We start from the raw sequence: 15,248 nt of genomic DNA, 5'->3' as shown, positions 1-15,248 counted from the left end.
TTCCTCTTGTCTTGAATTGGATGGAAGCGGGGCGGTCAGGGGGTCAGCCGTAGAACCAGCTTGCCGGCCCCGTGACGAGGATGGGGAACAGGATGAGCAGGGCCAGCACGATCAGGTGGGTGATCATGAAGGGCCACACCCCCCTGATCAGTTCGTCCATGCTGATCTTGGACACGCCGGCCACGACGTTCAGCACGACGCCGACCGGTGGCGTGATCAGGCCGATCGCGTTGTTGATGATGAACAGCACGCCGAAATAGATCGGATCGATGCCGGCTTCCTTGATCACCGGCATCAGCACCGGCGTCAGGATCAGGATCGTCGGCGTCATGTCCATGGCCGTGCCGACGATCACCACCAGCAGCATGATCGCGATCATCAGGAGCGTCTGGTTGTCCATGAAGGGCGCCAGCAACTCGGTCACCTGGCCCGGCAGGTCGGCGACCGTGATCATCCAGGCCGACACCATGGCCGCAGCGACCAGGAACATCACCACCGAGGTGGTCTTGGCCGAGTTCACGAACAGTTCGAACAGGTGCGACGGCTTCAGTTCGCGGTAGATCACAGTCGCCACGAACAGCGAGTAGACCGCCGCCACGACCGCCGCCTCGGTCGGCGTGAAGACGCCCATCTTCAGGCCGACGATGATGATCACCGGCAGCAGCAGGGCCCAGAAGCCGTCGAGGATGGCATGGGCGAGCTCCCGGCGGGAGGCGCGCGGCGGCGGCTCGACGTTCTCGTTGCGCGCGACCAGCCACCAGGTGAACACCAGGCCGAGGCCCAGGAGCAGGCCCGGCACGATGCCGGCCAGGAACAGCTTGGTGATGGAGACGTTGGCGGCGACGCCGAAGATGATGAAGCCGATGCTGGGTGGGATGATCGGGGCGATGATGCCGCCGGAGGCGATCAAGCCGGCCGAACGCGCCCTGTCGTGGCCGGCCCGCACCATCATCGGCACCAGCAGCGCGCCCAGGGCCGCGGCGTCGGCGACCGCGGAGCCGGACAGGCTGGCCATGATGCAGGACGCCAGGATCGCGACATAGCCGAGACCGCCCCTGACATGGCCGAGCAGCGCCATGGCGATGGTCACGATGCGGCGCGACAGGCCGCCGGCGTTCATGATCTCGCCGGCCAGCATGAAGAACGGGACGGCCATCAGCGGAAAGCTGTCGGCGCCGTTGATCACGTTCTGCGCCACGATCTGGGCGTCGTACAGGTCGAGGTGGAACATCAGCATCACGCCGCACAGCAGCAGCGCGAAGGCGATCGGGGTGCCGATGGCCATGGCGCCCAGCAGCGAGCCCAGGAAGATGGCGATGGTCATGGGAGGGGGCTCCTGCGGTCGTTCCGGAGGCCCGCCAGTTCGACTTCCCCCTCGGACTCGGTGACGGTGACGAGGTCCCGCTCGCTCGTGCGGCCGGTCAGGGCGCGAGCGAGATTGACGAGCAGGATCGCCAGCGCCGACACGCCGAACAGGATGCCGACGCCGTAGAACAGGCCCATGGACAGGCCGGTGGAGGGGGCCGCGACGTCGATGTTGATGATCGTCTGTTCCCAGCTTCCCGCGAGCAGCAGCCAGGTGACGTAGAGCATGATCAGGTGGCTGGCGACGAAGCACGCCAGCTTGCCGGCCTTCGGCAGCCGGTTGACCAGCATGTCCATGCCCAGATGCCCGTGGTCGCGGAGCGCCAGGATCGCGCCGAGGAAGGTCAGCCAGACGAACAGCAGCCGGGACAGTTCCTCCGACTCCGTGATGCCGCTGTTGAACCCGTATCGCAGGACCACGTTGCCGAATACCAGGACGACCATGACGACGAGGCAGATCGCGATCAGGATTTTTATGAGGCCGAAATAGGCATCAGCTATTCTTGACATTTGCCTCCCCAAGTTCCGCTTCCCGAAGTCGAGCATGCCTTTCGGAAGGCACGACTCAGGGTGGAACGCAAAATAATCGTGTCGTGCGAATCCGACGGCCTCTTGTCGCCGTGATCGCAAGTTCAGTTCTCAGGTGAGTTTTCATTTCGCATCGGTGCGGTTGTCCGATGACGCTATTGCATATGGGCATCGTCTTGGCTACGAAGCCCCGCTATCTCTCCCCCAATTTGCTTGTCATCGACGACCGCTCTGTGTGATGCTTAGCATCAATGGCTTTTGCCGACAATAGCCATTTCTGAGGACGGCCGATTCCGCCGGCGGCCAATACGGGGCACCTCCGGGTGCGGCAAGAAGGCCCTCCGGGCGCCAGGCGATGGCAAGAGCTCGGCGCCGCGCCATATTGATCTGTGCCGTGTCCGCGTCCGGCCGTCGCAACCATGGCTTTGAAAGTCTGCACGGGAAAGATGACGACTGCGAAGACCCAGCAACAGGACAGCCGCCTGACCACGAAGATCACGGCGCTGCTTCAGGAGGCGATCCTTTGCGGATTGCTTCCCAAAGGCCAATTGCTGCTTGAAACCCATGTGGCGAACCTTGTCGGATCGAGCCGCGGCCCGATCAAGCGGGCCTTCGCGCAATTGCACGCCGACGGCATGATCAGCCGGTTCGAGGGGCGGGGCTACATCGTCGGAAGCGACCAGGGCACCGTGATCCGGACCCCGATCAGCGCCAGGGCGCTGGGGCTGGAGGACCAGGAGGCGGCCGGCCTGAAGGAGCGGGCGCTGGAGAGCATCCACGATCCGGTGGAAAGCCAGCTGATACGGTGTTCGCTCCATGGGCGTTTCCGCATCAACGAGAACGAACTGGCCAACCATTACGGCGTCAGCCGCACGGTGATGCACGACGTGCTGATGCTGGCCCAGGTCAACGGCCTCGTCGTCAAGGACGAGCGGTCGCGCTGGTACAGCGTCCCCCTGGACGAGCACCGGGTCAATTGCCTGTACGAATTGCGCGAGCACCTGGAGCCCATAGCCTTGTCCAAGGCCGCCGGGGTCATTCCCATGAGCGAGTTGGAGCGGGTCGGCCGCCGGTTGGCCGAGGCCATGCCGCGCTACCCGAACCTGCCCGCCGATGAACTCGACGACCTGGAACTGGACCTGCACGTCCGCTGCCTCGGCCATTGCCCCAATCCGGAACTGGTGGAGGCGCTGAAGCGCACGCGCTGCATCCTGATCTTCGGCAAGCACCTGCTGGGCCGCGAGATAGCGCTTCCCCACGAGGAGCCCTTCTTCCATGAGCACCAGCGGATCTTCGATGCCATGATGCGGCGGGACGGGGAGGCGGTCGCACGCGAAGCCAGGGCGCACCTGGACAAGGCGCGGCTGAAGGTGCTGGACCGGGTCCGGCACTCCCGGTCGATGGGCGTGCCGCTCGATCTCCCCTACATCAAGGAAGCCGCCGTCCGGGAGGCCGCGCTCACCGCGTGACCGCCCAGGGGCGGTGTCTTACATGACCGCGCCGACCTGCCAGGGCACGAACTCGTTGTTGCCGTAGTCGTACTCTTCGCTCTTCGTCCGCTCGCCCGACGCGACGGCGACGATCTTGTCGAAGATCCTCTGCCCGGACTGCTCGATGGTCTCGTCTCCGGTGACGATCCCGCCGCAGTTGATGTCCATGTCCTCGGCCATGTGCTCGTACATGGTGTTGTTGGTCGCCAGCTTGATCGACGGCGTCGGCTTGAAGCCCGACGTGGAGCCTCGGCCGGTGGTGAAGCAGATCATGTTGGCGCCGCTGGCGACCTGGCCGGTCACGGCGACCGGGTCGTAGCCCGGCGAATCCATGAAGACGAACCCCTTCTCCTTGACCGGCTCGGCATATTCGTACACCGCGTTGAGCCGCGAGCCGCCGCCCTTGGCGACCGCGCCCAGAGACTTCTCCAGGATCGTGGTGAGCCCGCCGGCCTTGTTGCCGTAGGACGGGTTGTTGTTCAGTTCGGCCTTGTTGCGCTCGGCGTAGTCGCGCCACCACTCTATCCGCTCCAGCAGCTTGCGCGCCACTTCCGGCGACGCGGCGCGGCGGGTCAGCAGATGCTCGGCGCCGTAGATCTCCGGCGTCTCGCTGAGGATCGTCGTGCCGCCATGCCGGATCAGCAGGTCGGAGGCGTGCCCCAGGGCCGGGTTGGCGGAGATCCCGGAATAGCCGTCGGAGCCGCCGCATTCCAGCGCCAGGGTAAGCTCCGACACCGGCTCGGAGGTGCGGCGTGCCGAATCCACGTCGTCCAGCATGCCGCCGATCACGTCGATCGCGTTGGCGATGGTCTTGCGGGTGCCGCCGACCCCCTGGATGTTCATGGTCCGGAAGTTCGGCGACTCCGTCATGCCGTACATTTCCTTGATCAGCGAGATCTGGTTGGTCTCGCAGCCCAGGCCGATCATGACGACGCCGCCGAAATTCGCGTGGGTCGCGTATCCCCAGATGGTGCGGGTCAGGTAGCGGTATCCCTCCGCCTGGGTGTTCATCGCGCAGCCGCCGCCGTGTGTCAGGGCCACGACGCCGTCGATGTTGCGCCGCCCTTCCAGCCCGCCCATCCGGTTGAAATGGTCCGCGACGGCCTTCGACACCGTGGCCGAGCAGTTCACCGAGGAAATGACGGCGATGTAGTTCCGCGTCCCGACCTTGCCGGTCGCCCGCCGGTAACCCATGAAGCGCGCCCGCCGGTCCTCGGGGATATAGTCGGGTTCCCGTGCGTCCACGCCGAAATCATGGTGCTGCTCGACGTCGCGCATCTCCAGGTTCTGCGTGTGGACGTGCTGCCCCGGCGGGATCGCTGAACTGGCGACGCCGATGATCTGGCCGTATTTGCGCACCGGCTCCCCCTCGGCGATGCCCGCCACGGCCACCTTGTGCCCCTGCGGCACCGCGTCGGTGACCGTGACCCCGAACCCGTCGAGCACGGTCCCGGGCGTGAGCTTCACCCGTGCGACCGCGACATTGTCGAGCGGATTCAAATGGATGACGGGAGAAACCTGAACCATCGCGGGCGCTTCCTCTGACTGTGCGCGGGGCCGTGCGCCCCGTTTGAAATCTGGTGTGCCGGTAAAATATGGACTTTGCATCCAAAAATCAATCTTTCCATCCGGCGCCGGTGACCGAAACCGGCGCGACGGTGTTATCAAAATCTGGCGCAACGAACTTCGAGGGGACGGAAGTCATGCCCGTGCGACCTGAAACCCTGCTGCTCGCCCGGAACGGCTGGGTGCCGAACAACCCGGCGCTCCCCGTGCTGCTTTATCGGGGCGTGATCACGGGCAACTCCGCCGAAGAAACGGCGGCAGGCTTCGAGGCCCTGTTCGGGCGCAACGGCTGGCCGGCGCAGTGGCGGAACGGCGTCTTCTCTTATCACCATTACCATCCCGCGGCGCACGAGGTGCTCGGGTTCGCCGCCGGCTCGGCGAGGTTGATGCTCGGCGGCCCGGAAGGGCAGGAGGTCGCGGTGACGGCCGGGGACGTGGCCGTCCTCCCCGCGGGCACCGGCCACTGCCGGCTGGACGCCAGCGCGGACTTCCTGGTGGTCGGCGCCTACCCGCCCGGCCAGGACTGGGACATCAGCCGGGAGGCGCCGACCGACGCGGAGGCGGAGAAGATGGCCGGGCTGGGCTTCCCCGACACGGACCCGGTTGCCGGCCGGAACGGTCCCCTGTGCGGCATTTGGCGGCGGCCGTAGCGGGACCGCTCTCCCCAGCCTCAGGCTGCGACCCGCTTAGGAGCCAGTTCGGCCGCCTGCCGCAGCGCCTCGATCAGGCTGCGCTCGTCGGCGATCCCCTTGCCGGCGATGTCGAACGCGGTGCCATGGTCCACCGACGTGCGGATCACCGGCAGGCCGACCGTGATGTTCACGCCCGCTTCCAGGCCGAGCACCTTGATCGGGCCGTGGCCCTGGTCGTGGTACATCGCCACGACCATGTCGTAGTCGCCGCGCCCGGCCAGGAAGAACAGCGTGTCCGCCGGCAGCGGCCCCGTGACGTCCCAGCCCTTCGCCTTGCAGGCCTCGATCGCCGGAGTGATCTTGGCGGCCTCCTCGCCGCGGCCGAACAGCCCGTTCTCGCCGGCATGGGGGTTGATCGCGCAGACGCCGATCTTCGGGGAGGCGATCCCGGCCTTGACCAGGGTGTCGTGGCCGCGGGCGATCGTGCGTTCCACCAAGCCGGGCTCGATGCGCTCGATGGCGTCGATCAGGCCGATATGCGTCGTCACGTGGATGACGCGGAGCTTGGGCGAGACCAGCATCATGGAGACCTCGGGCGTCCCGGTCAGCATCGCCAGCAACTCGGTATGGCCCGGATACTTGTGCCCGGCGGCGTGGAGCGCCTCCTTGCTGAGCGGTGCCGTGCAGATCGCGTCGGCCTCGCCGGCCTCGACGATCCGCACCGCGCGCTCGATGTAGCGGAACGACCCCTCGCCGGAGATCGCCGAGACCTGCCCGAAGGGATGATCCTTGGGGATCAGCTTCAGGTCCACGCAGTTGACGGTGCCGGGCTCGAAACGGGCTCGCGCCGCATCGTCCAGGCTCTCGACCCGCAGCGGGGAGCCGACGATCCGGCCGGCCGTCCGAAGGCGCTCCGCGTCGCCGACGACCAGCGGATTGCACATGTCCCGGACCGCGGGCTGCGAAAGCGCCTTCATGATCACTTCCGGACCGATGCCCGAGGCGTCGCCCATGGTGATCGCTATGGTCGGACGGTTCATGCCAGTTCTCCCTTCTGTCTTATGGAACGCAGACGCCGCACGATCCGCACCAGGCTGCCCTGGTCGCCGAACGCGCCTGCCTTGGTGACGACCGGAACCGCCAAGTCCCCGAGCGTCAGTCCCAGGGACACTCCGGGTTCTATTTCGTCGGCCAGCCGGATGCCGCCCACTCCGAACCGCGAGAGGAGCGCCGCGGCCGTCTCGCCTCCCGTCGCGGCGAAGGCGCTCATATGGGATGCTGCCGGGTACAGCGCGTCTGCAAGCCCGGAGACCAGCCCGGGACCGATGCGCAGGTCCGGCTCTCCGCCCATGAGGATTTCGACTAGGACATCCTCGCCGGCGTCGAGGCCCTCCATCACCGCCCGCCCAAGGGCGGCGCGGCCGTCGGCTGCACCCGCGTCCAGCAGGATGGCCGGTCCGGCGGGGACGTAACGCACGCCCGGCAGTTCCGCAAGGCTGCGCGCCGCCGCCCGCGACGCGCCGGCCAGCGAGCCGACCACCACCAGCGCTCCGCCGTCGGCCGCAGCCAGGGATACCGGATCGGAACGCTCGCCGGGAGCGGCGGCGGCGAGCGCCTGGGCAAGCCCCGCGCTCCCGATGAAGAACACCGCCGTCCCGGCCGCCAAGCCCGCCTCGGCGATGCGGTCCAGGTCCTCCCGGGTATTGGCGTCGCAGACGGCGACCACGTCTCCCCCGCAGCGAGATCGGCGAAGGCCGTTCGAAGCGTGTCCGTCCCGCCCCTGACCGTGGAGAGCGGAACTTTCTCGCCCGCCACTCCCGCCGTCGCCAGGATCTCCACCAGATCGGCGTTGGGATAGCTGTGGTCGCGCCGCCAAACCTCGGCCTCCTCAAGCGGCCTGCCGTCGACCTGGACGCGACCGCCCTCGGTGGTCCTGCCGGTCGCGGGAAAGGCCGGCGCGAAGATCCCGAAAGCCGAGCCCCCGCGGCCGCGCACGGCTTCCATCGCCGCGGCGATCTCGGCGGCGGGCTGGCCGCGAAGCGTTGAATCGATCTTCTTGAAAAGAATGCTGTCCCCGTCGAGGAAACGGGCGAGTGCCGCGCGGTGGACCGCCGCCGCCTCGGCCGCGGACAGGCCGCGGCTGTTGGCGTCGTAAGAGAAGACGGGGAAATTCCCGATCCTCTCCTCCGTGCGGCCCCACCCCACGACCGACGCCAAGCCCTGCCGGGCGAAGCCGATCGCGCAGTCCGCGGCACCCGTCAGGTCGTCGGCGACGATCAGCCACCGGGCCGTCGCCGGACCTTCGCGAGAAGAGCCATCGGACGACACCGGTGGAAGACTTTCGATCTGGTTCGGTGCTTTTCCCATACGTTGAAGAACAGCGCTGCTCCGAGGTGATCACCCGACCGACGCTTTATCGCCTCGTCGCCCCATCACTCGATCTTGGGCGGTTCGAGGTCCAGGGGCGGCAGGCCGGGCATGTCGCCGTCACCCATGCCGGGGAGCTGGAGGTTGTCGAACTGGCGCTGCACTTCCGTCGGGTCCAGCTGCGTCTCCGACGCCTTGTAGTGCATCACCAGATCCGGGAACAGGATCAGTATCCCGACCATGATGCACTGGATGATCACGAACGGCACGGCGCCCCAGTAGATCTGGCTGGTCGCGATCGGCTCCATCCTCTTCTTGGTGACCCGGTCGATGTAGGACACCTTTGGCGCCACGGACCGGAGATAGAACAGCGCGAACCCGAAGGGCGGGTGCATGAAGCTGGTCTGCATGTTGACGCCCAGGATCACGCCGAACCAGATCAGGTCGATCCCCAGCTTGTCGGCGGCCGGTGCCAGCAGGGGGATGACGATGAACGCCAGTTCGAAGAAGTCCAGGAAGAATGCCAGCAGGAACACCATGACGTTGACCACGATCAGGAAGCCGGTCTGGCCTCCCGGCAGCGAAGTCAGCAGATGTTCGACCCAGACATGGCCGTTCACGCCGTAGAAGGTGAGCGAGAACACGCGGGCGCCGAGCAGGATGAACAGCACGAAAGCCGAAAGCTTGGCGGTGGATTCGGTAGCCTGCCGGATGATGGAGGGGTTGAGACGGTCCGGGTTGCGGTCCAGGATACGCTTGACCCCCGCCAGGATCACGGCACCCAGCGCGCCCATGGCGCCACCCTCGGTCGGTGTCGCCACGCCGATGAAGATGGTGCCGAGGACGAGGAAGATCAGGAGAAGCGGCGGTACCATGACGAAGGTGACCTGCTCTGCGATCCTCGACATCAGGCGCAGTCCCGTCGTCCGCTCGACGATGCCGACCAGCAGCGCGTAGCCCGCCGCCGCGACCGCCATTTCGGCGGCGACCGTCCATGCAAGGTCGCCGGTCTGGCTGGCGTACCACCAGCCCGCCGCCAGCGCCGCCGTCAAGATCGCCGTGGCCGGCACCCGCTCCGCGCCGAACAGCCGGTTCAGCACGGCGCAGGCCAGCGCCACGACGACCGCGACGGAGATCAGCAGGATGACGAAGTCGGCACCGCCGGCGAGGCCCGTCTGGAGCATCACATAGTATCCGACCAGGCCGGAAAAGACCGCGAGGAGGCCGAGCTGCCAAGTCCCGCGCGATTTGTTGGGCTCGTGGTAGCCGATCGCGTCCAGCGGCAGCCCCGGAGCCGACCGGGGCTTCAGCAGCGTGATGAGGAAGACGTAGCCGATATAGAGGCCCGTGAGCACCAGGCCCGGAAGGAAGGCCCCCTCGTACATGTCGCCGACCGAGCGGCCGAGCTGGTCGGCCATCACGATCAGGACCAGGGACGGCGGGATGATCTGGGCCAGGGTTCCCGAAGCCGCGATGACGCCGGTCGCAAGCCGGCTGTCATAACCGTAGCGCATCATGATGGGCAGCGAGATCAGGCCCATCGAGATCACCGACGCCGCCACGACGCCGGTGGTCGCGGCCAGCAGGGCCCCCACGAAGACGACCGCGAAGGCCAGGCCGCCGCGTATTGTTCCGAAGAGCTGGCCGATCGTGTCGAGCAGATCCTCGGCCATCCCGGAGCGTTCCAGGATGAGGCCCATGAAGGTGAAGAACGGGATCGCCAGGAGCGTCTCGTTGGCCATGGTCTGGAACACGCGTTCCGGCATGGCCTGGAGGAGCGGCCAGGACAGCGTGATTTCCCCGTTGGAGAAAGGCGCCAGCTCGACCGCGATGACGAAGAACAGCAGGCCGTTCGCGGCGAGCGCGAAGGCCACGGGGTAGCCCAGAAGGAGGAAGAGGACGAGCGCCGCGAACATGATGGGCGCCATGTTCTGCGCGATGAATTCGATCATGGATGGTTCCTGGAAGCTTGCGGCGCTGCGCTGGTTTCAGGCTTTCCGGTTCCCAGCCCTTCACCGGGGCCATCCTTCTGGATGGAGAGCAGGCGCTCGACCTCGCTCTCCACCATGTCCTGGTGTCCACCCATCCCGGTCTCCGGAATAAGGCCGCGCATGATCGCGATGCGCTTGATCAGTTCGCTGACCCCCTGGAGGGCGAGCAGGACGAAGCCGACCAGGATCAGGAGCTTCGCGGGCCAGATGATCAGGCCTCCCGCGTTGGTCGAGACCTCGCCCGAGGCATAGGAGCCCAGGAAGAAGGGGATCGACGTGTAGATCAGGACGGCGCAGAAGCCGCCGAGAAAAAAGATGTGGCCGATCACCTCGATCCAGTTTCGGACCCGCCGGGGAAACCTGTTCGCGACGATGTCGATGCGGATGTGCTCGTTCGCGATGAACGTCCAGGCCGCGCACAGCATGAAGACCGCACCGAACAGGTACCATTGGAGTTCGAGCCAGGCGTTCGACGAGGTGCCCAGGACCTTGCGGACGATGGCGTTGATCGCGGAGACCAGGACGGCGACCACGATCGCCCAGGCGGCTATGCGCCCGACCCATGTATTTACGGTGTCGATGGTGCGGCTGACGCCCAACAATGCTTGCACAGGTTTCCTCCCGAGACTTTGTCCAGCTCCGAGAAACGATCGGTCAGCCGCGGCCGCGCGCCCGGATCATGAACGTCTCGTAGCTGTATTCCGCGATCTGCTGCCAGAGATACTGCTCGTTGCGGAACGCCGTCATATGTTCATGGAGGCGTTTGAACAGTGGGTTCTGCGCGCTGATCTCGGCGAACATTTCGTTTGCGGCTTTCAGGCAGGCTTCCATCACCTCGGGCGGGAATGCCCTCAGCTGCGCGCCTCCGGCGACGAGGCGGCGGATGGCGCCCGGATTGACCTGGTCGTACTTGGCGATGGTCAGCGTGTTGGCCTGATGCGCCGCCGCGGTGATCAGGGCATGATCGAGCGGCGAGAGCGCCTCCCACCTGTCCTTGTTGATGAACAGGAAGATGGCGGAGGCGCCTTCCCACCAACCCGGATAGTAGTAATAGGGCGCCACCTTGGCGAAGCCGAGCCGTTCGTCGTCATAGGGGCCGACCCATTCGGCGGCATCGATCGTCCCGCGTTCGAGGGCCGGATAGATGTCGCCCGCCGGGATCTGCTGCGGCACCGCGCCCAGCTTGGCGATGACCTGCCCGGCCAAGCCGCCGATCCGCATCTTCAGGCCCTTCAGGTCGTCCACCGACTTGATCTCCTTGCGGAACCAGCCGGCCATCTGGGCATTGGTGTTGCCGATCGGGATGCCGACGACATTGTACTGGTTGAACAGTTCGTTCAGCAGCTCCAGCCCGCCGGCCTGGAAGAACCAGGCGTTCTGCTGGCGCGTGCTGAGACCGAACGGCACGGAAGCGCCGAACGCGAAGGAGGGGTCCTTGCCGACATAGTAGAAGGGCGCCGTGTCGCAGCATTCCACGGTTCCGTTCTGGACGGCGTCGAGCGCCTGGAACCCGCCGACGATCTCCCCGGCGGCGAAGTGCTGTATCCGCATGCGCCCCTGGGAGATCTCGCCGAGGACTTTGATGAAGATATCGCCTGCGCCATAGACGGCGTCGAGCGAGGAGGGATAGCTCGACGTCATGCGCCAGTTGATCTCGGTGCTCTGCGCCTGCGCGGCACCGGGACCGCCTGCCACTACCGCGGCGGCGGCGGAAGCGCCCGCCAGGCCGCCGACCAGCATGTCGCGACGTTTCATCATGGGACTGTTTCCTCTTTGTTGTTTGTTTCTGGCTGTCTTGACCGGAGCCGGGATATCCCTCGTCGGCGTCAGCGATCGCTGCCGCGGCCCAGATACCCCCGTTCCGGCAGGGTGGGGAAGCGGCCCACGATGTCCGACGCGGCTTCAAGCAGCTCCCTCGGGATCTCGTTGCCGGAGATGGTCAGCGGAGCCGGTGCGTCGGCCCACCCCGCGCCATGGGCCCAGAGATGGTCCACCGCCCGGTTCGCATTGGAGAAGGGATTGCCGAAGGGCAGCTTCCCCGCCGCCTGGAACATTTCGTTCACCACGACCGTCAGCACGCGGGAGACCGCCTTGGCCTCCTCCTGCCGCCCGGCGTCCAGCAGGTCGATCATCCGGCGCAGCTGGGACCCGAAGGCGTTGCCGGTGCTCAGCAGCCATCCGTCGTAAAGTCCGGACGGCTTCAGATTATCGACATAACCGCCTTCCGCTCCCCGCACCATCAAGGGTCCGGTGAACCCCGACAGGGCCACCGCGTCGCTTCCGCTGGTGTCCTTGAACATGGTGATCCGCGGGTTTCCCACGAGCGAACGCATGGTGTCCGGCTCGATCGAGCAGTGGGTGACCTGCGGCAACTGATAGACCGCGATGTCGCTGCGGGTTTCCGCGAGGACCCGCTCGTAGTGAGTGACGATGTCCGACTGGCTGGCGTTGGCATCGACCGGCGGGCAGACCGCCAGGCCGCGGAACTCGCCGGCGGTGGTCCTCATCTCGTCCAGCGTGCTCTCGATTGCCCGCGCCCATTCGACGACGCCCTCGGTGGTCGGCCGAAGTGCTCCGACGAGGAACCGGCTGCCCTCGAAGAGATCGCGCCGGCTGGTGAGACGGACGAGCACCAGAAGCTGCTCCAGGCTCATCTCCCAGCCGTCCCCGGTGGAGCCGGCTAGAAGGAACTGGCCGACCCAGGGCCGGATGAACGAGAGATGCGCGGCGGTACGGTCCGGATCTATCTCGACCGCGCCGCCCTGCCGCCGGTACTGGGTGAGCAGGGGGACCCAGAGCCGGTCGGCCCGGGCATCGTGCTGGGAAGTCGACATCACGTTCTCCTGTCCGCGAGAGAATGGGGGAGCCGGTGGAGCGCCGCCGGGCTTCAGCCGATCGCCTCGGTCAGCATCCGCTCGTAGTCCTCGACCGTCGCGGGGCGGGCATTGGTCGCGTGGGAATGATCCTCGACGGCTGCCCGCGCGATCCCCGGCACGATGGCGGTGGAAACGCCCATCTCACTCAAAGTCTTCGGCAGGCCGAGCCGGCCGCTGAGCTGGGCGAAGTAGTCGGCCAGATCGGCGTCGGGCGCCAGGCCGAGGGTGGAGCGGATGGCCGCGTACTTCGCCTCGGCGCTGCTTTGGTTGAACCGCAGGGTGGCCGGCAGGATCACCGCGTTGAGGGTGCCGTGGTGGAGGGAGATTTCCTTGAGCCCTCCCAGGGGATGCGACAGGGCATGGACCGCGCCGAGGCCCTTCTGGAAGGTGAGGCCGCCTTCCAGGGCCGCCATCATCATCTGGTACCGCGCGTCGCGGTCGGAGCCGTCGGCGGTGGCCTTCTCGATATTGTCGACCGCCCGCTTCAGCCCGTCCAGGGCGATCGCCTCCGCGGGAGGGTTGTCGCGGGGGCTGAGATAGGTCTCTACGCAGTGGGTGACGGCATCCATGCCGGTCGCGGCGGTCAGCCAGGCCGGCAGGCCGAGCGTCAGCTCGGGGTCGCAGACCGCCCGTTTCGGGATCAGGTGCGGGGAGATGAAGCCGAGCTTGCGGCCGTCCTTCAGCGTGATCAGCGAAGCCCGGCCGACCTCGCTTCCGGTGCCGGCCGTCGTGGGGACCGCGATGACCGGCACGACGGCCGAGGTGATCCGGGGAATGCCGCCGAGGATGGCGGCATAGTGTTCGAGCGGACCGTCATGGGAAGCCAGCAGGGCAACGCCCTTGGCAAGGTCGATCGGGGAGCCGCCGCCCACCGCGATCAGGCCGTCGCAGCCCTGCTCGCGATACATCGACAGCGCCGCCTCGACCGCTTCCTGGGTCGGGTTCGTCGGCGTGCCGGTGAAAACGGGCAGTCCGCCGCCGCCTTCCAACAGGGCGGTGATCCTGCCGACGAGTCCGGCTTTCACCACCCCCTCGTCGGCGATGATCAGGGGCTTGCGGATCCCGAGATCGGTCAGGTCCTGCTGGATGCCGTTGATGGCGCCGAATTCGAAACGGATTGTCGTCAGGTAGGAGATCATCGACATGGTGCTGGTACCGGCTGGATGGATGGGAACTGTGCTGCTGGCGATGGAATCGCTCGCCGCCCCGGCCAGGGGCCGGGACGTCTTCGAGGCCCTGCGGGCTCAGGTCGGTCGTGCCGATCAGAGCTTGGAGCGCGAGCGGATCATGAAGTTGTCGAAGGAGAATTCCGCGATCTGGAACCACAGGTATTCCTCGTTGCGGAAGGCGCGCATCGACTCGTAGATCTTCTTGAAGTCGGCATTCTTGGCAGATAGATCGGTATAGACCTCCTGTGCCGCTTTCAGCGAGGCTTCCAGGATCTCCTGGGAGAACGGCCGCAGCTGCGCGCCGCCTGCGACGAGCCTTTTCAGCGCCGCCGGGTTCTTGGCGTCGTATTTCGCGACCATATCCACGTTCGCATAGGCCGCGCCCGCCTGGAGGATGGCCTTGTAGTTCTTCGGAAGCTCGTCCCATTTCTGCTGGTTGAAGAAGAAGTGGATCATCCCGGTTCCTTCCCAGAAACCGGGATAGTAGTAATAGGGCGCTACTTTCTGGAAACCGAGCTTCTCGTCGTCGTAGGGACCGACCCATTCGGCCGCATCTATGGTGCCGCGCTCCAGGGCGGGGTAGATGTCGCCGCCCGGGATCTGCTGCGGTACGACGCCGAGCTTCGACAGGATCTCGCCGGTCAGGCCGGCGATGCGGAACTTGAGCCCCTTGAGATCCGCCACGGTGTTCACTTCCTTACGGAACCAGCCACCCATCTGGGCTCCGGTGGCGCCGCCCGGCAGCATGTACACATTGAACTTCTTGTAGAACTCGTTGTAGAGCTCGAGGGCGCCGCCATAGTACATCCAGGCGTTCTGCTGGCGCGTGTTCAGCGCGAAGGGAGCGGCGCTGGCGAAGGCGAAGGTGGGATCTTTGCCGACGTAATAGTACGACGACGTGTGGGCCATCTCCACCGTGCCGTTCCCGACCGCGTCGAGCGCCTGGAAGGTGCCGACGATCTCGCCGGCCGCGAAGGGCTGGATCTGGAATTTCCCGTCCGTCGCCTCGGAAACATACTTCGACAGCAGGTCGGCCGCGCCATAGATGGTGTCGAGAGACTTGGGAAAGCCCGAGGTCAGCCGCCACCGGATCTCCGGCGAACTCTGGGCGATGGCGGGGGCCGCGACGCCGGCGGTCGCGATGCCCGCGCCGGCGGTCGTCAGGAATTGACGGCGTTTCATGAACGTCTCCCTGTTCGGTTTGTTCGTTGATTTTGTTCGGCTTAGCCGTACACGCGCCGGTGTGCAACAGCTTTGCCGGAAA

Annotated in this window: 13 protein-coding genes and 1 pseudogene; 2 read left to right on the top strand and 12 right to left on the bottom strand. The window is 66.2% G+C overall.

What is annotated here, in order from left to right; genetic code table 11:
* Window positions 1–43: 43 nt before the first annotated feature.
* Window positions 44–1,324, bottom strand: coding sequence for a TRAP transporter large permease subunit (locus DPR14_RS17200; protein WP_158046250.1), 1,281 nt, complete (start codon window positions 1,322–1,324; stop codon window positions 44–46).
* Window positions 1,321–1,875: a TRAP transporter small permease gene (locus tag DPR14_RS17195; RefSeq protein WP_158046249.1), complete on the bottom strand. Its 555-nt coding sequence runs from the start codon at window positions 1,873–1,875 to the stop codon at window positions 1,321–1,323. The genes DPR14_RS17200 and DPR14_RS17195 overlap by 4 nt, the downstream gene beginning before the upstream one ends.
* A 464-nt stretch (window positions 1,876–2,339) precedes the next feature.
* Between DPR14_RS17195 and DPR14_RS17190 the strand changes: the two genes are divergently transcribed.
* A complete protein-coding gene (locus tag DPR14_RS17190; protein ID WP_192498995.1) occupies window positions 2,340–3,362 on the top strand; it encodes a GntR family transcriptional regulator in 1,023 nt (340 codons plus the stop codon).
* Between the two features lie 18 nt (window positions 3,363–3,380).
* Here the strand turns inward: DPR14_RS17190 and DPR14_RS17185 are convergent, their stop codons facing one another.
* The gene (locus DPR14_RS17185; protein WP_158046247.1) at window positions 3,381–4,910 is read right to left on the bottom strand and encodes a UxaA family hydrolase; all 1,530 of its coding nucleotides are present in this window, start codon (window positions 4,908–4,910) and stop codon (window positions 3,381–3,383) included.
* A 182-nt stretch (window positions 4,911–5,092) separates the two neighbouring features.
* Here DPR14_RS17185 and DPR14_RS17180 point away from each other — a divergent pair, with 182 nt between their 5' ends.
* Window positions 5,093–5,599: a cupin gene (locus DPR14_RS17180; RefSeq protein WP_211103799.1), complete on the top strand. Its 507-nt coding sequence runs from the start codon at window positions 5,093–5,095 to the stop codon at window positions 5,597–5,599.
* A 20-nt stretch (window positions 5,600–5,619) separates the two neighbouring features.
* Here DPR14_RS17180 and pdxA read toward each other — a convergent pair whose 3' ends face one another.
* The 9 genes and pseudogenes from pdxA to DPR14_RS17140 all read right to left on the bottom strand — a co-directional run bounded on the left by pdxA (window position 5,620) and on the right by DPR14_RS17140 (window position 15,166).
* Window positions 5,620–6,621 carry a 4-hydroxythreonine-4-phosphate dehydrogenase PdxA gene (pdxA, locus tag DPR14_RS17175; RefSeq protein WP_158046245.1) on the bottom strand — a complete coding sequence of 334 codons (1,002 nt, stop codon included), beginning with the start codon at window positions 6,619–6,621 and terminating at the stop codon, window positions 5,620–5,622.
* Window positions 6,618–6,851: a nucleotide-binding domain containing protein gene (locus tag DPR14_RS29125; RefSeq protein ID WP_246149363.1), complete on the bottom strand. Its 234-nt coding sequence runs from the start codon at window positions 6,849–6,851 to the stop codon at window positions 6,618–6,620. The genes pdxA and DPR14_RS29125 overlap by 4 nt, the downstream gene beginning before the upstream one ends.
* 399 nt (window positions 6,852–7,250) lie before the next feature.
* Window positions 7,251–7,948 (bottom strand): annotated as a pseudogene (locus DPR14_RS28325) (four-carbon acid sugar kinase family protein); the annotation flags it as partial.
* A 65-nt stretch (window positions 7,949–8,013) separates the two neighbouring features.
* Window positions 8,014–9,900 (bottom strand): TRAP transporter large permease, encoded by a 1,887-nt coding sequence (locus DPR14_RS17165; RefSeq protein WP_158046244.1) that lies wholly within the window; start codon window positions 9,898–9,900, stop codon window positions 8,014–8,016.
* On the bottom strand, window positions 9,897–10,550 hold the full coding sequence (locus DPR14_RS17160) for a TRAP transporter small permease subunit (protein ID WP_158046243.1): 654 nt from the start codon (window positions 10,548–10,550) through the stop codon (window positions 9,897–9,899). The genes DPR14_RS17165 and DPR14_RS17160 overlap by 4 nt, the downstream gene beginning before the upstream one ends.
* A gap of 43 nt (window positions 10,551–10,593) precedes the next feature.
* Window positions 10,594–11,697 (bottom strand): TRAP transporter substrate-binding protein, encoded by a 1,104-nt coding sequence (locus tag DPR14_RS17155; protein WP_343038661.1) that lies wholly within the window; start codon window positions 11,695–11,697, stop codon window positions 10,594–10,596.
* Window positions 11,698–11,765: 68 nt separating this feature from the next.
* A complete protein-coding gene (locus DPR14_RS17150; protein WP_158046242.1) occupies window positions 11,766–12,773 on the bottom strand; it encodes a dihydrodipicolinate synthase family protein in 1,008 nt (335 codons plus the stop codon).
* 53 nt (window positions 12,774–12,826) lie between these two features.
* The gene (locus DPR14_RS17145) at window positions 12,827–13,960 is read right to left on the bottom strand and encodes an iron-containing alcohol dehydrogenase (protein WP_158046241.1); all 1,134 of its coding nucleotides are present in this window, start codon (window positions 13,958–13,960) and stop codon (window positions 12,827–12,829) included.
* A 117-nt stretch (window positions 13,961–14,077) separates the two neighbouring features.
* Window positions 14,078–15,166 (bottom strand): TRAP transporter substrate-binding protein, encoded by a 1,089-nt coding sequence (locus DPR14_RS17140; RefSeq protein WP_158046240.1) that lies wholly within the window; start codon window positions 15,164–15,166, stop codon window positions 14,078–14,080.
* Between the last annotated feature and the right edge of the window lie 82 nt (window positions 15,167–15,248).

The organism is Skermanella pratensis, assembly GCF_008843145.1.
GTDB classification, from domain to species: Bacteria; Pseudomonadota; Alphaproteobacteria; order Azospirillales; family Azospirillaceae; genus Skermanella; species Skermanella pratensis.
Note: the sequence above shows the minus strand (reverse complement) of the source record. Positions and strands in the feature narration are given on the sequence as shown.